At 64.4% G+C, this 20,159-nt stretch carries 16 protein-coding genes; 14 read left to right on the forward strand and 2 right to left on the reverse strand.

Features of this window, described 5'->3' with window-relative positions:
• Positions 1-18 precede the first annotated feature (18 nt).
• The gene (locus LZC94_07290) at positions 19-1,542 is read right to left on the reverse strand and encodes an amino acid permease (GenBank protein ID WXB17070.1); all 1,524 of its coding nucleotides are present in this window, start codon (positions 1,540-1,542) and stop codon (positions 19-21) included.
• Positions 1,543-1,646: 104 nt separating this feature from the next.
• Here LZC94_07290 and LZC94_07295 point away from each other — a divergent pair, with 104 nt between their 5' ends.
• The gene (locus LZC94_07295; protein WXB17071.1) at positions 1,647-3,638 is read left to right on the forward strand and encodes a peptide MFS transporter; all 1,992 of its coding nucleotides are present in this window, start codon (positions 1,647-1,649) and stop codon (positions 3,636-3,638) included.
• Between the two features lie 619 nt (positions 3,639-4,257).
• Here LZC94_07295 and LZC94_07300 read toward each other — a convergent pair.
• Positions 4,258-5,805 (reverse strand): sigma-54 dependent transcriptional regulator, encoded by a 1,548-nt coding sequence (locus LZC94_07300; GenBank protein WXB17072.1) that lies wholly within the window; start codon positions 5,803-5,805, stop codon positions 4,258-4,260.
• A 1,154-nt stretch (positions 5,806-6,959) separates the two neighbouring features.
• Between LZC94_07300 and LZC94_07305 the strand changes: the two genes are divergently transcribed.
• The 13 genes from LZC94_07305 to LZC94_07365 all read left to right on the forward strand — a co-directional run bounded on the left by LZC94_07305 (position 6,960) and on the right by LZC94_07365 (position 20,127).
• Positions 6,960-8,195: an aminotransferase class I/II-fold pyridoxal phosphate-dependent enzyme gene (locus LZC94_07305; protein ID WXB17073.1), complete on the forward strand. Its 1,236-nt coding sequence runs from the start codon at positions 6,960-6,962 to the stop codon at positions 8,193-8,195.
• On the forward strand, positions 8,192-9,253 hold the full coding sequence (locus tag LZC94_07310) for an NAD(P)H-quinone oxidoreductase (GenBank protein WXB17074.1): 1,062 nt from the start codon (positions 8,192-8,194) through the stop codon (positions 9,251-9,253). Before LZC94_07305 ends, LZC94_07310 begins: the two co-directional genes overlap by 4 nt.
• Entirely contained in the window at positions 9,250-10,143 is an 894-nt protein-coding gene (locus LZC94_07315) for a hypothetical protein (GenBank protein ID WXB17075.1), read from the forward strand. Before LZC94_07310 ends, LZC94_07315 begins: the two co-directional genes overlap by 4 nt.
• 34 nt (positions 10,144-10,177) lie before the next feature.
• Entirely contained in the window at positions 10,178-10,702 is a 525-nt protein-coding gene (locus tag LZC94_07320) for a MaoC family dehydratase (GenBank protein WXB17076.1), read from the forward strand.
• Positions 10,703-10,762: 60 nt separating this feature from the next.
• Positions 10,763-11,638, forward strand: coding sequence for a CoA ester lyase (locus LZC94_07325; GenBank protein ID WXB17077.1), 876 nt, complete (start codon positions 10,763-10,765; stop codon positions 11,636-11,638).
• Positions 11,635-12,795, forward strand: coding sequence for a 2-isopropylmalate synthase (locus LZC94_07330; protein WXB17078.1), 1,161 nt, complete (start codon positions 11,635-11,637; stop codon positions 12,793-12,795). The genes LZC94_07325 and LZC94_07330 overlap by 4 nt, the downstream gene beginning before the upstream one ends.
• Before the next feature lie 17 nt (positions 12,796-12,812).
• The gene (locus tag LZC94_07335; GenBank protein ID WXB17079.1) at positions 12,813-13,748 is read left to right on the forward strand and encodes an alpha/beta hydrolase; all 936 of its coding nucleotides are present in this window, start codon (positions 12,813-12,815) and stop codon (positions 13,746-13,748) included.
• Positions 13,745-14,656, forward strand: coding sequence for an isopenicillin N synthase family oxygenase (locus tag LZC94_07340; protein WXB17080.1), 912 nt, complete (start codon positions 13,745-13,747; stop codon positions 14,654-14,656). The genes LZC94_07335 and LZC94_07340 overlap by 4 nt, the downstream gene beginning before the upstream one ends.
• On the forward strand, positions 14,653-16,119 hold the full coding sequence (gene leuC / locus LZC94_07345; GenBank protein ID WXB17081.1) for a 3-isopropylmalate dehydratase large subunit: 1,467 nt from the start codon (positions 14,653-14,655) through the stop codon (positions 16,117-16,119). The genes LZC94_07340 and leuC overlap by 4 nt, the downstream gene beginning before the upstream one ends.
• Positions 16,116-16,736, forward strand: coding sequence for a 3-isopropylmalate dehydratase small subunit (leuD, locus tag LZC94_07350; GenBank protein ID WXB17082.1), 621 nt, complete (start codon positions 16,116-16,118; stop codon positions 16,734-16,736). The genes leuC and leuD overlap by 4 nt, the downstream gene beginning before the upstream one ends.
• Complete coding sequence (locus tag LZC94_07355; GenBank protein ID WXB17083.1) at positions 16,733-17,278, forward strand: 2OG-Fe(II) oxygenase; 546 nt, start codon at positions 16,733-16,735, stop codon at positions 17,276-17,278. The genes leuD and LZC94_07355 overlap by 4 nt, the downstream gene beginning before the upstream one ends.
• A 312-nt stretch (positions 17,279-17,590) precedes the next feature.
• Positions 17,591-18,925, forward strand: coding sequence for a hypothetical protein (locus LZC94_07360; protein ID WXB17084.1), 1,335 nt, complete (start codon positions 17,591-17,593; stop codon positions 18,923-18,925).
• A gap of 41 nt (positions 18,926-18,966) precedes the next feature.
• A complete protein-coding gene (locus LZC94_07365; protein WXB17085.1) occupies positions 18,967-20,127 on the forward strand; it encodes an MFS transporter in 1,161 nt (386 codons plus the stop codon).
• Positions 20,128-20,159: the final 32 nt, after the last annotated feature.

The raw sequence follows: 20,159 nt of genomic DNA on the forward strand, positions 1-20,159 counted from the left end.
TATGGCGCAGCGGCTGGCTCAGTCGGAGAACTGCGACTCGATCCCCACGATGGTCACCTTGGGCCCCGCGAACCGCCCGCGGGCAAAGGCGAAGTAGAGCACGAGGATCACCACCACCACCGAGGCGAGCATCACGGCCGCGTTCCAGTTCGGCGGGAGACAGCAGATGACGAGCACCGCCAACGACCAAAGCACCGCGCCCAGCGCCAAGGGGATGCCGAGCCGCCCCAGGTTCCACGGCCCGCGATGCCGCCACTTTCCTACCGCGCGCGCGTGCACGCCGAGCGCGATGGGCATCGCGTACGACAGGTAGAGGCCCGTGGTGGCGAGCGAAGCGACCGCTAGGAAGACCGCGTCGCTGAAGGGCAACGTGATGAGCACCAAGGTGAGCGGCCCGAGGGTCGAGGCGAGAATGGCAAACAGTGGCGTTTGATGCGATGGGCTCACCCGACGCAATACGGAGGCGCCGGGAAGCCCGCCATCGCGGCAGAACGCGAACAGCATGCGCGAGGCGCTGGTGACGCTCGACAAGCCGCAGAACCACATGGCGATGACGGCGAGCCCCATGGTCGCGTTGCCCGCGCGCTCGCCAAAGGCATGACGCAGCACGTGCAGCGCCGGCTCTTTGTCGCCGGCGGTGGCCGGCAGATCGACGATGGCCAAGGTCAGCGCCGCGACCAGCGCATAGCCTGCGATGGCGCTGACGGCCACCGACGAGACGATGCCCCAAGGCGCGCGCCGCGCGGGATCGTGCGTCTCCTCGCTCACGTGGGCCGATGCGTCATAGCCGGTGAAGGTCCACATGCCCAGCACCAAGGCGTTGAGGAATCCAAAGCCGTAGTTGCCGTCCTCGCGTGTCGTAAAGCCGGTTTGCCCGAGGAACGCGAGGGGCTCCGCGCGGCCCCAGAGCAGCAGCACCCCCACGATGACGATGACCCCCACCACGTGCACGGTGGCCGAAAAGTTGTTGAGCCACGCCACGAGCTTCACCGAGAACGCGTTGATGAGCCCATGCGACGTCAGGATCGCGATCAGCAAGGGGACGTGCGCGCTCGACGGCAGGTGCAACGTCCCGGCGATGGCTTGCGCGCAGCCGAGATCGATGGCGGCCACGATGGCGCACTGGCCGGCGAGGTTCATCATGGCCGTGAACCAGCCCCACCCGGGCCCCCCGAGCAGCGCCGACCAGTGGTAGAGCGCGCCCGCGGTGGGAAACGCGCTCGCCAGCTCCCCCATGGCCATCGCGACGATCAATGTGCCGATGCTCACGATCGGCCAGCCGTAGCCGAGCGCGGCCGGGCCTCCGCCGCCGAGCGCCACGCCGTACGTGGTCATCACGCCGGTGAGGATGCTGATGATCGAAAAGCTGATGGCGAAGCTCGAGAAGCCCCCCATCGCGCGAAGGAGCTCCTGCGCGTATCCAAGCCGCGAGAGCAGGCGCGCATCGTCATCGTCGCGGGGCGGACGTTGGGACGGCGGAATGGGGCTCTGCGTCACGTTCGAGCTCGACGTCTCGTCGGTATGGGAGGTGTCGGAGGTCACGCTGCATTCAAGCTTACGCCCAGATCGACCTTGACAGACCAGTCTCGTCGGTTTCTCGTTCGCGCCGCCGTATGAGTACAGCATCACCGCTTGTAGACCCCCCGTTGCCTCCTCGAAATCCCCCTGAATCGTCCGGAGTTACCCAGACCTCGCCGCAAAATGCGCCGACCACGGGGCACCCGCGCGGCCTCTATGTGCTGTTCGGCACGGAGATGTGGGAGCGCTTTTGTTATTACGGGATGCGCGCGCTGCTCGTCCTCTACTTCGTCGAGCACCACGGCTGGCAACCGTCGCGGGCCAGCTCCGTCTTCAAGTGGTACACGAGCCTCATCTACCTCTCGCCGCTCCTCGGAGGCTTCCTCGCCGATCGGTACTTGGGCCTGCGCCCGTCGATCGTGGCGGGCGCGGTGTTCATGGGCATCGGCTCCTTCTTCCTGACCCAGGACGCCCTCCCGGTCTTCTACACGGGGCTCGTGCTCTTGGTGATCGGCAATGGGTTCTTCAAGCCGAACGTCACCACGTTGGTCGGGCGCATGTACCGGCCCGGCGATGCCCGGCGCGATCGCGCGTTCACGATCTTCTACATGGGCATCAACCTGGGCGGCATGCTGGGGCCCCTCGTGTGCGGCCAATGGCTGCGCGCGCACTACGGCTTCAACTACGGATTCGGCGCCACGGGCGTGGCGATGATTTTCAGCCTGCTCCTGTTCGTCGGCTTTCGCAAACAGGTGGAGCGCGACGTGCTCGCGGCAGGCAATACCTTGGCCGTCGGCGCCTTGGTCGGGCAGGAGTCGGCGGCCAAGCGCCAAGGTGAGATGGACGAGGCCAAGCCCGCGGCCAAAGGGTTCGCGCCCATGGCCGGACGCGGGTTCATCATGCTCATGGGCGTGCTCTTCGGCGCGCTGATTCCCGTGTACTTCGTGTCGCAATACATCCAGGGGCACGTCCCGCTCTCGGCCGTGTTCATGCCGGTGGCCGTGGCGGGCATCGCCATTTGGATGACCGCGAGCCTCCTGTCGGTGAAGGGGGCAGGGAGGGACAAGAGCCTCGTCATCTTCATTTTGTTCGTGTTCCAGCTCCTGTTCTGGATGGCCTTCGAGCAGGCGGGCAACTCCCTCAGCTTCTGGGCGGAGTTCAACACCGTGCGCAAAATGGTCTTCTTCGATATGGAGGCCGAGGCGTACCAGGCGGTCAACGGCCTGGGCATCGTGCTGGTTGCTCCGATCTTCGCGTGGATCTGGCTCCGCCTGCACCGGGTCGGGCGCGAGCCTTCGACCGGGATGAAGATGGCGATTTCCATGGTGTTCTTGGCCCTGTCGCTCCTCGCCATGGTGGGCGCGGCCGTGGCCGAGAACGCCACCGAGTCGCGGGTCGCGCTGGAGAGGGTGCCGGAGGCGATCGATCTGTCGACGTTCGACGCGGGGCGCTTCCAGTTCGACGCGGCCAAGCGCGAGCTCGTCGTTCGCGGCACGCTCCCGTCCTTCGTCGTCCACGATGTGCTCAAGCAGAGCGCCGATCCCAAGTACGTGGAGTCGGTGGAGGCGTTCGTGCGCGAATCGGCGCAGGCGTCGCCCGAGCACCCCGCATCGGGCAAGCTGCAAGGCGTGCCAGCCGAATACGATCCCACGGGCGCCATCGCCAAGACGAAGCCGTCGTGGGACGCGGCGTCCGCCACGCTCACCGTGAACGAGCCCATCGATCCGCCTTCGCGGACCGCGCTCCTCAGCGAAGGCGCACCCGCCGAGTGGCGCAACCCGGTGCGCGAGCTGGCGAAGAAAAGCGACGCCGCGCGGGTGACCGGCTTCTGGCTCGTTCTCAGCTACCTCCTGGCCACGTTCGGAGAGCTCTGCATCTCGCCCGTCGGTTACTCCATGGTGACCAAGCTGGCGCCCACGCGCTTTGCGTCGCTCTTCATGGGGGTGTGGCTCCTGTCGAACTCCGTGGCGCAGTACATCGGCGGGAGCATCAGCGAGTCGTGGGGGAAGGTGACACCCACTCATTACTTCACGCTCTTCGTCGCGAGCTCGGCGGTCGGCGCCCTCCTCCTCTTCTTGTTGGTGCGTCCCGTTCGAAAGTTGATGCACGATGTGCATTGAGCCTCATCGCGATCCGTCCGAATAAAATATGAATATCGAATGATGGCAAATGCACATCGGTAATCCCGGAGCATCGCGAGCACGGAATACTGCGCGTTGGGCTCGTGCGGGAGGGAGGCCTCCCGACGGAGAGCCGGTGAGACGGTCATGCGATCGACAACGCGCAGTCGGTGAGGTTTCTCTCGCGGTCGAATTACGCAAGAAGTTCACGATCCGTCCTCGGATTAGCCTTTCTACGAGCGTGAAGTGTATACCTCGGTAACCCCGTTTGGAGCCGTCGCCGGCGGCATTACCAGGGTGCGCGGGCTGTCCGAGGCATAGGACCGACACCACTTGCAAGGGGTGACGAACATCCAATTCCGCCAAACGTGCGATTCGCGGAGCGCGGGGCGTCCTCTTCGCCGGCGGGCCCAATTTCGTAGTATGGACGAGTGTGGGCAGCTCGGTCGGTGCATTCAGCACGGGGTGGGCGCGCCGGATTCCCGCCTTCGTCCCCGGGCTCGTTCGGCGCGTCGACTCGACGTGGCTGCGCACCCCGGAATCGACTTGGCTGCTCCAGACCGGACTCCGTCAATCTTTTGACCCTCCCGGGATCGTGCGGAGAACCGCACGATCCCACTCACTCCGGCGGCGCGGTCAGCGAGCGCTCCAAAGAGGAGTCCTGGCGGAGTTTGTAATATAGAGTAGCTGGCCGTATCCCGAGGAGCGCGGCGGCGCGCGCACGATTGCCGTGGGCGACGCGCAACGCTTCTTCGATGGCGCGGCGTTCGAGCCACTCCAGTTGCGCCGGTAACTGAATCACCGACGGCTGCTCGTCCTGCGCGCTGTGATCCCGTGTGCGACGGATGCCGATTGGAAAGTCCCTCGGTAGAACGAGGGGGCCGTCGCCGAGAACGAGGGCGTGCTCGATGGCATTGCGCAGCTCGCGCACGTTGCCCGGCCACGAATAACCACGAATGATCTCGAGCGACTCGGGGGAAAAACCGTCCACCCGCCGCCCGCTGTTCGCCGACAGGTCGGAGAGGAGCTGCTTCGCGAGCATCACCAGGTCTTGCCCGCGCTCTCGAAGCGGCGGGACCAACGCCTTGACCACGGAGATACGAAAGAACAAGTCGCTGCGAAACGTTCCAGCGGCGATCATGGCTTCCAGGTCACGATTCGTTGCCACCAGGATTCGCGCCTCCAAAGGCAGTGAACGGTTCGAGCCCAGTCGCTCGAAGCGCCTGTCCTCGAGCACGCGAAGCAGCTTGGCCTGACTCGCCAGTGGGAGCTCGCCAATCTCGTCGAGTAGGACCGTCCCTCGCCCGGCGGCTTCGAACGCGCCGGCTTGATCGGAGACCGCGCCCGTAAAGGCGCCCCGCGTATGCCCGAACAATTCGCTTTCGACCAGATTCTCCGGAATGGACGCACAATTGATGACACGAAGTGGTTCGCCTTTTCGTACACCGGATTCGTGAATCAGTCGCGCCACGAAGGTTTTGCCGACGCCGGTTTCGCCCATCAAAAGCACGGTGGCGTTGGAGGCGGCCAGCTTTGGAATCAGGCGAGCGAGCTCTTGGGCCGCCGCCGATGACCCCAAATAGAGATGTGTCCCCTCGGCCCCCTCGGCTCGCTCGGGGTCGCGTTCCTTCTCGGGGGCCGCCCGCATCGTGACCTGGGCCAGCCGCGACGCGTAGATGCGAGCGGCCACGAGAATGAGCCGCCGCAATGAATCGGTGATACGGCTTGGATGGATCGCGGTGGTAAATGTGACCCATCCCGCCGGCGTCCCCTGGACGGCGACCGCGAGCTTTCCATGCCCTTCTTCCGTTACCGTCTCCACCAGGGGCGGCCTATTCCCCGGGCCGTGCGGATATTCACTGTGGGGGACGAACTCGGCGGTCGTGCACTCGGCCCGCGCCCGCGCCCAGGCCGCGAGCGCGGTCTCGACGGCCGCTATGTCGTGGGCCGCGCATAGCGCCTCGTCCAGGGCGCACGCGGCCACCAAGCCGTGGACATCGGCGCCAGTCTCCGCGAGCAGGGTGCGGATAGCGGCCGATCCACCACGCTCGGGTCGGGGCCCGGGCTCGCTACCCGCGAACCCTGCGTCGGGATGTGTTGCGCTCCGAGGCGTCGACTCGTTGCTGATCGTACTGGATTTCTGCACGTCGGTCGCGCGCGAATTCATTGCGCCTTTCTCCTTCCGCGATGCTCGTGTAGCCGTGGCCAATTTGTCGTGACGTCGCGAAGCCCATTGCAAGCCCACATCCCCGTCCCCTCATCCACTTGCTCATCAGCTATCCGTTGGATCGGTATATGCGTCCGACTTCGACCCAGAAAAGTTCCTCACGGACATTGGGGCGGCTTCGATGTGTGTGCCCGACACCGAAAACGAGTGGTTCTCTATCCGACTTCTAGTCAAAATTTTCGAACTACGAGTTTCCCCGGGCGGTCCCGAGGTTCACGGCCCCGAGGTTCACGGGTCGGGGCCGGGTCGACAGGACACATCTCGAACACGCGCGGGTTCATTGGGCCTTCCGCGAAGCTCGTGGGGAGGACGCTGGAAGTATCCTGTCATACTCGTTCTCTCGGCTATCGGTAAGCCGACGATCGAATTGAAAATGGAAATACGTCGGTCCTGTACCTCGTATTCCCTACGAGGCCTGCGAGCATTGGTGCGAGTTCGATGTCCCGCCAACGTACCAGAGAGCGATGATTGGTTGAGCTTCGGCCCGGTCACTCCCATCCAAATTTCGAAATACATCCCTTTGTAGGTGGCTCTCGATGGTGTCGTGTGTACAACGATACCGCGTTGGACACGGCCAACGTCGCGCGTCGTTTTGCGACCCGCGTGTCGCCGAAGTGCGAAGGGGGAAGGGATGACGGCGGATTGCGCCATGGGCCACGCCTTGTCAGGTTTCGTTTTCGAATATTGAAATTTCGAATGCAAGAGGTTCGCCGTCCGGTTCACGTTTGTAAGGGAGTCGGTTGTGGCGTGGATGTTGCTTGTGCGTACAGTAGCGCGTAGTCGGTAATCGCCGTGGAATATATAAAACAACTACGATTGGTGGCAATGGATCCATATCGAGGCGGGCTCGAGTCCAAATGGGATTTGGTCGGCCCCGTCGTGCCGAGACAACGTCTACCGTCTTGTGACGGATTCGGGGCAGAATAAAACATTCCCGCCTCCAAATCATATTCGTATCCAGAATGTCCAACGGTGTCGCCTAAGTCGGGCGACCGTGTCCATCGCACGGCGGCCGGCGAGGCATCCCTCGTTGCGGTGGGCTCGTGCATTCTGTTGAGCTCGCAGTATCGAAGAGCACGAAAGAGAGGTTAGGCTTGAGCGCAGAGACAGCGACTGCATCCGACAACATCCATCGTTTTCGCAACAACGGAACCGCCATCAAAGATGGAAATCAAGCGTGGAATGCCGCGCTCGAAGGCGGCCTAATCGATATACGTGTCGACTATGACGCAAATGGCCGTTTGCGTCGTCTCGATGGCCATCGCTTCGTCAACTTGTGTTCCTGCTCGTACTTGGGTCTAGCCAGCCACCCGGCCATTCTCGAAGGGGCGATCGACGCCTTGCGCTCGCAGGGCGCCATGGATCTGCCGATCACGCGGATCCGGCTCCGACTCAATCTGCTCGAGGAGTTCGAGGACGAGCTCACGAAGCTGATGGGAGCGCGCACCGTATGCGCCGTCACCTGCAGCTCGGCTACCGCCGGTGTGCTGCCCTTGGTGGCGTCGGGGCACATGACGGAGGACGGCCGCCCGCGCGTCATGGTGTTCGACAAGTTCGCGCATTTTTCGATGAACCTCATCAAACCGATCTGCGCGGACGAGACCGAGGTGCTCACGGCGCGGCACAACGATCTCAACTTCCTCGAGGACGTGTGCAAGAAGAAGGAGCGGGTCGCTTACGTCTGCGACGGCGTGTACTCGACGGGCGGCTCGGCCCCCATCAAAGAGCTGCTAACCCTGCAGGATCGCTACGGCCTCTATCTCTTCATCGACGACTCGCACTCGCTCTCCTTGTGGGGCGAGCATGGTCAGGGCTACGCGCGCTCGCAGATGGCGGAGGTCAACCCCCTCACGACCATCGTGGCCTCGCTGGGCAAAGGGTGGGGCACCAGCGGCGGGATCATCATGCTGGGTGCGCCGCAGTTCGAGGCGGTGCTGGCGCGCTTCGGTGGGCCGCTCGCCTGGTCGCAGGGGCTCAACGTGCCGTCCATCGGCGCGAGCATGGCGTCGCTCAAGCTCCATCGGACCCCCGAGCTCGGACGTTTGCAGCGCTCCCTGCGCGACAACATTCTCCTCTTCGACGAGCTGGTCACCACCCCCGAGCGCGGCGATGGCTTCCCGCTCAAGGTGATCCGCGTGGGCGAGGCCGAGGACGCGGTGCGGGCTTCGGCCGGCATCCTGGAGCGAGGCTTTTACACGTCGGCCGTCTTCTTCCCCATCGTCAAGAAGGGCGAGGCCGGTCTTCGGATCATGCTGCGCGCCGATCTCACCCCCGACGACATTCGCGCGTTCGCGGCCGCGGTGCACGAGTTCGTGCCCCACAGGAAATGACCCGCCGTATGCGCGCCGTCGTAACGGAAAAACCAGGCGGGCCGTCCGTGCTCGCCATCGGGGAAGTGCCGACCCCCGCGCCGGGGCCCGGCCAGATCTTGGTGCGGGTGAGGGCGGCCGCGCTCAACCACGCCGACATTTACCAGCGCGAGGGGGAGTTCCCTCCTTCGCCGGGCGAGTCCGAGATCCTCGGGGTCGAGATCGCCGGAGACGTGGTGGCCCTCGGGCCGGGCGCGCAAACCGCGATCGGCACGCCGGTGTTCGGGCTGGTGGGGGGCGGCGCATATGCCGACTATTGCGTCATCGACGAGCGGATGTCCTTCGAGGTCCCGCCCGGCTATTCCTACGCCGAGGCCGCGTCCCTTCCGGAGGTCTACTTCACGGCCGACACCACCATGTTCCGGCTCGGCGGGCTCTCCTCCGGGCAGGCCGTCCTCGTTCACGGCGGCGCCAGCGGTCTCGGCACCGCGTGCATTCAAATGGCCAAGAGCGCGGGCGCGCGGGTGGTGTGCACGGTGGGGTCGAACGCAAAGGCGGCGCGGGCGTTGGCGCTCGGCGCCGATCGCGTCGTCAATTACCGTGAGCAGGATTTCGTCGAGGAAGTGCGCGCCTTTACGGGGGGCGAGGGCGTCGATCTGATCGAGGACATCGTCGGCGCCGACTACTTCACGCGCAACCTCTCGGCGTTGAAGGACGGCGGCCGTTTGCTGCAAGTGGGGGTGATGAGCGGCACGATGTGTGCGCTCGATCTCGACACCATCGTGCTGCGCCGGCTCCAGCTGATCGGGTCGGTCATGCGCCCCTTGGGCATCGAGGACAAGCGCCGCATCGCGCAGCGGTTCCGCGAACGCTGGCTGCCCTTGCTCGCGGCGCGGAGCCTCGTGCCCGTGATCGATTCACTGTTCGACGTGGCCGACGTGGTGCAAGCCCACGAGCGCCTCCAGCGCAGTGATCACTTCGGAAAGATCATCCTCGACCTCCATCGAGCCAATGACCTCGCGGCAGCAGCTCTGCACCTCGAGGCCACGAACGTTCACTACACGAGGACAGCGTCATGAAACGTATCGATATGCAGCAAGTGAAGAGCGCTCTCATCGACATCAGCCCCTACGATCTCACATTGGGCGGCATCGACACCGTGCAGACGGGCGAATTGCCCAGGCGCATTGCTCGGGAGATCCTCGGTGGATTCTGCGTATGCCACGGCACCGCCAAAGTTTTGGCCCGGCATGGTCTGGACGTGCGCGCCGACCGCGTGAAGGGATACGAGCTGCTCGAGTCCCTGTTCCAGAGCGCGCTCGCGCTCATCGACCAGAGGCCGTTCAGCGTCACCCCGCGGTCGTCGAGCTTGAACCGCATGGACGTGGACGGGTTCAACCTCAATGGCGGTTTCTCCCACGACGGGCAGATCACGGCCCGAGCGTTCATGACCGCGAAGTGCATCCACTTCGACGCCGCCACCCCCTTCATCGCCAACATCTACGGCCCCAACAAGAACGTCAAAGACGGCCTCCCGCTCATCTGCGACGTCAAGCGCTACTGCAAGGACAAGGGCGTGAGCGCGGCCAGCATGGTCGACAACCTCCCCAACAATTACAACATCGCGCTCCGGAGCGAGTACTACGAAGATCTCCTGTACGATTACTCGTTCTGCTACGATCTCGATCTGGAGAACGACATCATCGTCGTCATGCTCCTGAACGAGATCGAATACGGCGTAGCGCACGGCGCCACCGATCCGAGCCCGCGCGTCAAAGGGCAGCCCGTGGAGCGGCCCATTCGCCATATCGAGCTCCAGTACGCGGAGGAGCACCACTATCAAGAGTGGTACGATTACTACAAGCTCAAGCTGACTCCGGCCGAGGACTACAAGGGCGAGAACCTCTCGCTCCCGTACCACGGACCGCTGGAGCGCCCCTTCACCAACATCGTTCCGGTACGCGCGTGAGCGCGCCAACTCGAGAGGCGTGTGGGTAAAAGCAATGGAGAATACGCGGGCCTACGTCAAAGTCGGCGAGAACCGGTATCGGGAGTCGCCGGGGCTGTACTTCGAAGAGTTCACGGTGGGGACCGTCATCGAGCACCGCCCGGGCCGCACGTTGACCGAAGCGGACAACGTTTGGCAGTCGCTCATCAACATGAATCATTCTCCATTGCACATCGACGCCGCGTACTGCGAGAAGACGGAGTTTCGTAAGCCGCTCATCTCCAGCCTCGTGACGTTCTCGGTCATCAACGGCATGAGCGTGAACAGCCTGACCGCCAAGGGCATTGCCAACTTGGGGTGGGACAAGGTCAGGCTGCTCGCGCCGTGCTTCGCGGGGGATACGGTCTACGCCGAAAGCAAGGTGCTGTCCGCGCGTTTGTCCCAGAGCCGGCCGCACCAAGGGATCGTGACGTGCGAGACGCGGGGGGTGAAGGCCGATGGCACGGTCATCCTCACCTGCGAGCGCACGTTCATCATCCCGACTCGAGATCATACGAGCCATCGCGACGCACGCTACTGAGCCGCGCCGCGCGCCATCGTGCACGTTCGTGCCCCCCGACTCGGAAGGGAAGCTTTTGCCATGCATGTGAGTTATCTTTATACCCCCGCTTTGCGGTTCGATTCCTTGATTGCCAATCGACGAAGCCTCATCGCGGATGCGGTGGTCGTCGACATCGAAGACTCCATTCATATCAACGCCAAGGCCGACGCGCGGGCCAAGGTCGCGACCATCGACGTGTCGCCGCTGGTCGAGCTCGGGGTCCGCGTCGGGCTTCGGATGAACAGCTTGGCCTCGCCCGAGGGGCTCAAGGACATGGATGTCCTGCTCCGTCTGGGGGCAGAGCGGGGGCGGCTGCCATTCGAATTCGTTTTGGTCCCCAAGGTGGGCCACGCGAACGACGTCAAGATGTACAGGTCTCTGTTCAACACCTTGCGCGAGCCGCCGGAGCTTTATCCCTTCATCGAGACGGTGCAGGCGGTAGAGAACGCCGATGGCATCGCCGCCGTGAGCGACGGGCTGGCCTTCGGGCAGGCGGACTTGATCGCCGAGCTGTATAGCCCGAACGAGAACTACATCAACCATGCGCGCGCGCAGATGTGCGTGGCGGCGGCCAAGTACAAGCTCCAGGCCATCGACACCAACTCGTTCGAGATCGAAGATCTGACGCGCTTCGAGGCGGAGTGCGTTGCAGCCAAGGGGTACGGATTCACGGCCAAAGCCGCGATCCACCCGAGGCAAGTGCCGGCGATCAACTCGGTCTTCTCGGTCACGCCGGCGACGATCGCGAAGTATCAAAAGCTCATCGAGACGTACCAGCGCTCCGACGTCGGCTTCGTTTTGGTCGATGGTCAAGCCGTCGCGCCGCCCTTCGTGGCCAAGGCGCGTCGCATGCTCGAGCTCTACGACCGTTATCAGAAGCACGTTCAGAAGAAGCACGGCAAGGAGGCCTCATGAGCCGCGATACCATCACCATCCTCGATACGACGTTGCGGGACGGAGAGCAGAGTCCCGGTATCAATCTGAATCTGCAGGACAAGGTCGATATTGCCCGCATCCTCGAGCAGCTGAAGGTGGATGTCATCGAGGCCGGCTTCGCGGCCTCGAGCGACGGTGATTTCGAGGCCATCAAGGCGGTGGCGCGCACGGTCAAAGACAGCACCGTTTGCAGTTTGAGCCGGGCGGTGGAGCGCGACATCGAGCGGACGGCGGAGGCGGTGCGCCCCGCGAAGTCGGGCCGGATTCATATCGTGCTCTCGACCTCGCCCGTGCACATGAAGTACAAGCTGCAGCAGCAGCCGGAGGCGGTGCTCGAGCAAGGCGTCGCGGCCGTGAAGTACGCGCGGAAGTTCGGGAGCGATATCGAATTTTCGTGCGAGGACGCCAGCCGCTCGGAGTTCGAATTTTTGAAGCGGATGGTGGAGGCGGTGATCAAGGCCGGTGTCACCACCATCAGCCTGCCCGACACCGTCGGCTTTTCCATGCCGCCCGAGTACGGAGGGCTCATCGGCCGGCTCCTCAACGAGGTGCCCAACGCCGACAAGGCGACCTTCTCCGCCCATTGCCACGACGATTTGGGGCTCGCCGTCGCCAATTCGCTGGCGGCGGTCGCCGCGGGGGCGCGTCAGGTCGAGTGCACGGTCAACGGCATCGGCGAGCGGGCCGGAAATGCGTCGCTCGAAGAGGTCGTGATGGCGATCAAAACGCGGCACGATCTCCTCAAGGTACGCACCGGGGTCGAGACCCGATTTCTCGTTCCCGCGTCGCGCTTGGTGGCGGAGCGCACGGGGTTCGAAGTGCAGCGGAACAAAGCCATCGTCGGCAAGAATGCCTTTGCGCACGAGTCGGGCATTCACCAGGACGGGATGCTGAAGAATCCGCTCACATACCAGATCATGGCCCCCGAGACGGTGGGCGGGGAAGATTACCAATTGGTGCTCGGTAAGCACTCGGGGCGCGCCGGATACCGATCGGAGATGGAGCGGCTCGGGGTGAAGTTCTCGTCCGATGCTGCGCTGAGCGAGGCGTTCCGCCGCTTCAAAAAGATTGCCGACCAAAAGACACACCTGGACGACAGAGATCTGCTCGCCACGGTGAATTCTCCCACGGTGTAGGAAAGAGAGTGAGCCGCATGTCTACTGCAGAAGCCAAAGAAGAAATTGCGCGTCGCGAAATAGCCGCAGTGCTCGCCGACATCGATGCCCACCCGTGGCCGACGGAGATCGCGGAGGCGAGGGTCCTGTACGACCAAATGGGGCCGCCGGTCGCAGCGGATATCCGGATCGACACGTTCGAGATCGCGGGCAGGCGCGCGTCGTTCTCGATACCGCCGGTCGCCGAGTCGGACCGTGCCGTGTTCTTCTTGCATGGCGGAGGTTACGCCTACGGTTCGCTGGAGAGCCATGCGGGCATGGCCGCGGAGCTCGCGCGCGCCTCGAAGTGCGTGGTGCTGTCGCTGCAGTACCGGCTCGCGCCGGAGCATCCGTTTCCGGCCGCGCTCGATGACGCGACGGCCGCCTACGAGTGGCTCTTGAACCGCGGCTTCAAGCCCGAAAAGATCGCGTTCGTCGGGGACTCCGCGGGCGGCGGTCTCGTCATGTCCACCCTCGTGACCTTGAAGGCCAAGAATCGTCCGTTGCCAGGTGCCACGGTCGCCATCTCGCCGTGGGTCGACCTCGAGCACGAGGGCGAGAGCTGGACGACCCGCCAGAAGCTCGATCCGATGCTCGATCGACCGCTGGTCGATCTTCTGTCGGCGAATTATCTGAAAGGGCAGCCGCGCCCCCATCCCGTGGTCACCACGGTCAACGCCGATCTCCGTGGGATGCCGCCCATGCTGATTCAGGTCGGCGAGCGCGAGGTCCTCTTCAGCGACGCCGATCGACTCGCCAAGAAAGCGCGCGCCGATGGCGTGGAGGTGATCTTCGAGGAGTGGCCCGAAATGGTCCACGTGTGGCACCTCTACTTCCACATGCTGGGCGCGGGGCGCGAGGCGATCACGCGGGTCGGTGATTTCATTTATGCGAAGACGGGCTCGGGGGCCAAAGCGAACGGGAACGGCGGATGAACGACATACCCCTCATCGACATCTCCGGCGCCAAGGTCAAGGGCAGCCGGGAGGAGCAAGAGGTTGCTCGTCAGCTCGATCAGGCGTGCCGTGAGATTGGTTTCTTCACCTTGCATGGCCACGGCATTCCGCGATCGGTGTTCGAAGACGCTTTTACGGGGTTGCATACCTTCTTCAAGCGGCCGCTCGCGGACAAGCTCCCATGCAGGCTCGGCGGCGGCGGTACCTTGGCCGCCGACCCGTACACGCCTTATGGCTACAGCGGTCTTCTGGAGGAGAACGCGTTTGCGCATATGGGGTTGTTGGGCAAACCGAGCGACTATGTCGAGAAGTTCAGCGCCGGGCGCCTCATCCTCTCGGACGAGACGCCGCTCCCCTTCACCGATGACGATCCGGGGCGCGATTTGAGGCGGAAGCTCAAGGTCTATTACCGGGCGTGCGAGCAGCTCGCCGCCCGGGTGACCGAGCTGTTCACCCTGTCGCTCGGCCTGCCGAGGGATTACTTCGCCGTTCGCATCGACAGATCGAACGACTCCATGCGCGGGCATTACTACCCTGGGTTCTCCGGCGAGCTGGCCAACGATCAAGGGATGGGTGAGCACTGCGACAGTACGCTCATCAGCCTCTTGACGCACACCGCCCCCGGGATCGAGGTGAAGACGCGGGATGGAAAGTGGATCACGCCGCAGTTCCGCGAGGTGGATCACTTCATCGTGAACATCGGTGATTTGATGGCCCATTGGACGAAGAACGCTTATGTGTCGACGCCGCATCGGGTGGTTCTGCACCCCGAGCCGCGGTACTCCATCGCGTTCTTCAAGCTCACCAACGAGGACGAGATGGTGCAGTTCGGGAACAAGCAAATGGACGCGCTGCTCCAACGGGACCGTCCCGGGGTCTCGCCATGACGGTCGAGACGGGTGTGCCGCGCACCTTGTTCGACAAGGTGTGGGACGATCATGTGGTGGCCATACCGGAGGACGCGCCGGCGGTGCTCTATGTCGATTTGCACCTGCTGCACGAGGTGACGTCGCCGCAGGCCTTCGCCGGGCTGCGCGCGCGCGGTCTTCGCGTGCGGCGTCCGGACAGATCGGTGGGCACCATGGATCACTCGACGCCGACCCGCCCCGGCGGGCTCGCGCTCGCCGACGACATGGCGCGCGCGCAGCTGCGGCAGCTGGAGGCCAACTGCGCCGCGCATGGCATCGTCCTGCACGCGCTCGGATCGGCGGGGCACGGCATCGTGCACGTGATCGGCCCCGAGCAAGGGCTGACCCAGCCCGGCATGGTCATCGTATGCGGCGACTCGCACACGGCGACCCACGGGGCATTCGGCGCGCTGGCCTTCGGCATCGGCACCAGCGAGGTCGAGCACGTGCTGGCGACGCAGTGCCTCTTGCAGCGCCGGCCCAAAACGTTGCGCGTCACCTTCGACGGGCGGCCGCCCCCGGGGGTCACGGCCAAAGATCTGATCCTCGCTTTGATCGCCAAGATTGGAACGGGCGGCGCGACCGGGCACGTGATCGAGTACGCGGGTGAAGCGATTCGCGCGCTCGACATGGAAGGGCGCATGACCATCTGCAACATGTCGATCGAGGCGGGGGCGCGGGCCGGGATGATCGCGCCCGACGACGTCACCTTCGAGTACCTCCGGGGTCGGGCGCACGCCCCGCGCGGCCGCGACTTCGAGGACGCGGTGCGAAGGTGGCGCTCCTTGCCCACCGACGACGGCGCGTCGTTCGATCGCGAGCTTCGCATCGACGTGACCGCGCTCGAGCCGATGATCACCTGGGGTACCAACCCCGGGCAGGGGATCGGCATTTCGCAGCCGGTCCCCGATCCGGCGCACGCCTCCGATCCGGAGGCGCGGGCATCGCTCGAGAGCGCGCTGCGCTACACGCGCGCCACGCCGGGCCAGCCCTTGCTCGGGGTCAAGGTCGACGTGGTGTTCGTGGGCTCGTGCACCAACTCGCGCATCGGCGATCTGCGCGCGGCCGCCCAGATCCTTCGTGGCCGCCGGGTGGCGCCGAACGTGCGCATGCTGGTGGTCCCCGGCAGCGCCGCGGTGAAGGCGCAGGCCCAATCCGAGGGGCTCGATCGCGTGTTTCGCGACGCCGGGGCCGAGTGGCGCGAGCCGGGTTGCTCGATGTGCATTGCCATGAATGGCGATCAGCTGCAGCCCGGTCAGCTGGCGGTGTCGACGTCGAATCGCAACTTCGAGGGGCGTCAGGGCAAGGGCGGCCGCACGTTGCTGGCTTCGCCGATCACGGCGGCGGCGGCAGCGGTGGCGGGTCATGTGACCGATCCACGGTTACTGCTGCCCGAGGTGAACGGTCTTTCGCATGATTTGCGCGAGAGGAGCTCGGCATGAGCGTTCCGCAGTTCACGCGGCTGGTGTCGCGGGTGGTCGTATTGCTCGACACGGACGTCGATACGGACCAAATCATTCCGGCGCGTTACCTCAAGGTCACCGACAAGGCCGGCCTGGGCGACGCGCTCTTTGCCGACTGGCGCGCGCGCCCCGGCTTTCCCATCGGAGCCCCCGAGAGCGCGGGCGCTCACATTCTGCTGGCGGGCAACAACTTCGGGTGCGGCTCGTCGCGCGAGCACGCCCCGTGGGCGCTGGTGGCCGGCGGCTTCCGCGCCATCGTGTCCACCTCGTTTGCCGATATCTTTCGCGGCAATGCGCTGAAGAACGGCTTGGTCCCGGTGGTCGTGCCGCCCGCTGTTCACGCGAAGCTGGTGGCGGCGCGCACCGCGCAGCCCGGGCTGCAGGTCACGATCGATCTCGAAGCGCAAGAGCTCCGCGCCGAGGGCGTGCCGGTCACCCCCTTCACCATCGATGGGTTTGCCCGTCGCTGCTTGCTCGATGGTGTCGACGAGCTTGGCTTCCTTCTTCGTTATGTCCCGGATATCGTTCGTCACGAAGAGCGGCGCGCGCTTCCCGGGACGATCCTGAGCGCCGTCGTCGAAGAGGAGAGCGCATGAGCGAGGCCTATTGCCCTTGGACCGTTTACAAGAGAGCGGTCGACCCGAAGCTGCTCCATCGTCACAAGCACCAGGCATTGGGCGAGGGACTTGCGGCGCTGATCGACACGGAGGTAGGGGTGCGTGTGTCGGAGGGTCGGTTCTTCGACGACGAGCCGCTGAGCGCCCTTTTGGGGGACATCGTAAAGAAGGCGGAGAACGATCTGACCATCCACTTCGATTGGTCGACGATGGGCCGGTTGCAAATGACGCGCTACCGGCCCGGTGGGAAATACGAGTGGCACGTGGACAACGATTTTCTGCTGGAGCCAACGGGTTTGCAGCGGAAGTGGACGGTGGTGGTGGGGATTAGCCGACCTGGGATTGATTTTACCGGCGGTGGATTGGAGCTGATGTGGACGAACGCCACGCGCCACGCGGTGTACCTGGACGAGGGGGACGCGGTGGTGTTCCCGTCGACCCTCTTGCACCGAGGCGGTCCGGTGCATGAAGGGGAGCGGTGGATTCTGGTGGCCTGGGCTCAGGGCCAAGCGCTGCGTTGAGCGAGCGATTGCATGCCGACCACCTGCCCGCCGAGGCCTCGCAGGAGCTCTCTTCCGCCTGGGTGACGCGAACCGCACCTTGGCGCGTCGTTACCCGGGCGAGAGCCTCGCTTGCCGGCCCGTGCACACCGGCGCCCGTCAACGGTACACGCCGATATGTGCTTATAACATCTGTTCAGTGTGGGAGTGTGGTTGGCGCATACGAACGATTTGAATTCCAATTGTGAACATTTGAATTTTGCGGATCCGCTGCAGAGGGCGGCTCTGGCGGATACTCACTGTGGTATGACTTTCGCTCACCGAGGCCCGATCATGAATTTTGCCACGTACAATCGACCCTGGCTCGAGGAGATGCAGGCCCAAGTGCCGTATATTCGTCGCAGCGGTGCCCTCGAGCGACTGCAGTCGTTGCTGGTTGAACAAGGGGCGCACAAAACGCCATTGCTGCCGATCCCCTTGTCGATCGACAAGCGCACATTCGATGCGCTGGCCACGGCAGGCCTGAACCTCTTATCGGCACAGACGAAGATCTTGCGGTACCTGCACGGGCGGTGCTCGCGGGCCGAGATGCTTCGCCGCTTCGATATGCCCGAGACGATGGAGCCCGTCGTCGACTGGGACGAGCTCCTCGTTGGCGCGCACACCATCTGTCGTGCCGACGTGCTCCCATCCAATGATGGATATTACTTCTGCGAGCTCAATCCCGATTCGTCCGTGGGAGGTACGGAGGTCTCCGATTGCCTGCAAGTGCTGTGCAACGGCTTGCGGTGGCCGCTGACGGAGACCATGGAGTCGCCGCAGCAGGCGACCGTGCAGTTGCTCCGCCGCGTCGTGGAGCAAAAGGGACTGCAGCGCATCGTCTTGTGCGATTGGACGGCGAATCGAGGCAGTGGCTACTTCAGCTTCGACCTGCTCCGCAAGCACCTGGCGCGAGCGCTGCCGGAGCTCGAAATCCACCTCGTCTACCATACCGAGTACCCCGAAGCCTGGCTCACCCCCGAAGAAGGGCGGCGCACCTTGGTGCACCGCGGCTTCATGTACAACGATATGGATGATGGAGGCGCCTTCGTTCACCGCCTCGTAAACAGCGGGGCCACCATCATCAATACGTTGGAAACCGAGATGCGGATGCACAAGAGCTGGTTTTCGATGTTCTGCGACCCCGCCTACCACCACCTGCTCACCGCCGGCGAGGTCGAATCGATCGCTCGATACGTGCCGCATACCGTGGCCGTCAACCGCGACAACCTCGAGGAGCTGCTGCGCCGGAAGGCGGATCTGGTGTTCAAGCTCGGCGCGTCGTACGGGGGCGAGGCCGTTTTGATCGGGGCCAATCACTCCGCCGATGCGCTCCGCGAGGCGATCGCGGCCAAAGGTCTGAAGCTCTGGATTGCCCAGAAGGCGATTGTGTTCGACGGCATCGATCTGCCCTACACCTCCGATTTCCAGTTCACCCGGCACAATGTCGTGCTCGGCCTTTTCCTGATCGATGGGCGCGCCAGCGGGGTGACCGTGGGCGCGAGCCACGGCAGCAAAGTCGTCAATATTCACACTGGAAAGGCGGGCTATTCATGGGCCGTCCCCATGACCGCCGAGGAGCAAGCTCGGTACCTTACCGCGATGCGCCACGGGAACGCGCAGCCTTAGCAAGGGCGGCGCGGCTGGTGCGCCCGTCGCGGTGAGGTGACATGATCGAGTCCCGTCCATCGTTGGTCCGAAATCTCCGCGGCCTACCCGGAGTGTTGTGGTTTTTGCTCGTCGGCGCCTTCATCAATCGTTTCGGCACCTTCTTGCTGCCGTTTCTGGTGCTCTATTTGACGAGTCGAGGCTTCTCGGAGGCGCAAGCAGGTTTGGCCCTCAGCGCGTACGGCATCGGCAACTTCGCCGCCTCGTTCATCGGCGGGCATCTGAGCGATCACATCGGCCGTCGCAACACGATTGTGATCTCGATGCTCGCCTCGGCCGTGGTGGTGCTCGCGCTGTCGCAGGCTCAAAGCTTGGCCCTGCTGATCGTGCTCACGCTGTGCGCGGGGGCCGCCGCCGATACGTTCCGACCCGCCGCGGAGGCGCTGGTCGTCGACCTGTGTACCCCCGAGCAGCAGCTCACCGCCGCGGCGCTGTACCGGTTCGCGGCCCACCTCGGCTTCGCGCTCGGCCCCATCGCGGCGGGCCTCCTCGTCAATCGCTCGTACAACTTGTTGTTCGCCGCCGACGCCGCGAGCTCGGTGCTGTTCGGCTTGATCGCCCTCGCGTTCTTACCATGGGGGGCGCGCCACCCTGCGCCCGAAGGCAAGCAAGGGCGCTGGCTGACCACCGCGCTCTCCGACTGGCGCTTCGTGCGCTTTCTCGTTGCGTCGCTGGCGATCACCACGGTGACCGTGCAGATGGACGCCACCTTGGGGCTGCACATCCTGCGGGTCGGGCACTCCGCCTCCACCTACGGAATGCTGATGTCGGTCAACGGCGCGTTGATCGTTTTGTTCGAGGTCAGCATGACGGTGGTGACCCAGCGCTTTCCCCAGCGCACGGTGATGGCCGTCGGTTACGTGATGACCGCGGCCGGCTTCGCGTTGACCGCGGTGGCCATGAGCAAGCTCGCCATCGGATTGACCATCGCCCTGTGGACATTTGGCGAGATGGCCTTCTCCCCCGTCGCGAACGTGCACGTCGCCCAGCTCGCACCACCCCACCTGCGGGGCCGCTATATGGGCCTCTTCAACGCGAGCCTCGCCATTTCGCTGATCCTCGGCCCCGTGATCGGCACGATGACGTTCGCCTACAGCGAATCGCTGGTGTGGTCGGGCTGCGGCATCTTGGGGGTCGCGGCGGCGGTCTTGATCTTAATCTAGACGAGCGCCGCGCACGCGAGCGCCGTCGTATC

This window comes from Sorangiineae bacterium MSr11954 (assembly GCA_037157815.1).
Lineage (GTDB): Bacteria > Myxococcota_A > Polyangia > Polyangiales > Polyangiaceae > Pendulispora > Pendulispora albinea.

Bases quoted from the DNA above. Each gene is read 5' to 3' on its own strand.
- LZC94_07355 (WXB17083.1), top strand. From the start codon at position 16,733: ATGAGCGAGGCCTATTGCCCTTGGACCGTTTACAAGAGAGCGGTCGAC.
- LZC94_07300 (WXB17072.1), bottom strand. From the start codon at position 5,805: ATGAATTCGCGCGCGACCGACGTGCAGAAATCCAGTACGATCAGCAAC.
- LZC94_07315 (WXB17075.1), top strand. From the start codon at position 9,250: ATGAAACGTATCGATATGCAGCAAGTGAAGAGCGCTCTCATCGACATC.
- leuC (WXB17081.1), top strand. From the start codon at position 14,653: ATGACGGTCGAGACGGGTGTGCCGCGCACCTTGTTCGACAAGGTGTGG.
- leuD (WXB17082.1), top strand. From the start codon at position 16,116: ATGAGCGTTCCGCAGTTCACGCGGCTGGTGTCGCGGGTGGTCGTATTG.
- LZC94_07325 (WXB17077.1), top strand. From the start codon at position 10,763: ATGCATGTGAGTTATCTTTATACCCCCGCTTTGCGGTTCGATTCCTTG.
- LZC94_07310 (WXB17074.1), top strand. From the start codon at position 8,192: ATGACCCGCCGTATGCGCGCCGTCGTAACGGAAAAACCAGGCGGGCCG.
- LZC94_07330 (WXB17078.1), top strand. From the start codon at position 11,635: ATGAGCCGCGATACCATCACCATCCTCGATACGACGTTGCGGGACGGA.
- LZC94_07340 (WXB17080.1), top strand. From the start codon at position 13,745: ATGAACGACATACCCCTCATCGACATCTCCGGCGCCAAGGTCAAGGGC.
- LZC94_07320 (WXB17076.1), top strand. From the start codon at position 10,178: ATGGAGAATACGCGGGCCTACGTCAAAGTCGGCGAGAACCGGTATCGG.
- LZC94_07360 (WXB17084.1), top strand. From the start codon at position 17,591: ATGAATTTTGCCACGTACAATCGACCCTGGCTCGAGGAGATGCAGGCC.
- LZC94_07335 (WXB17079.1), top strand. From the start codon at position 12,813: ATGTCTACTGCAGAAGCCAAAGAAGAAATTGCGCGTCGCGAAATAGCC.
- LZC94_07365 (WXB17085.1), top strand. From the start codon at position 18,967: ATGATCGAGTCCCGTCCATCGTTGGTCCGAAATCTCCGCGGCCTACCC.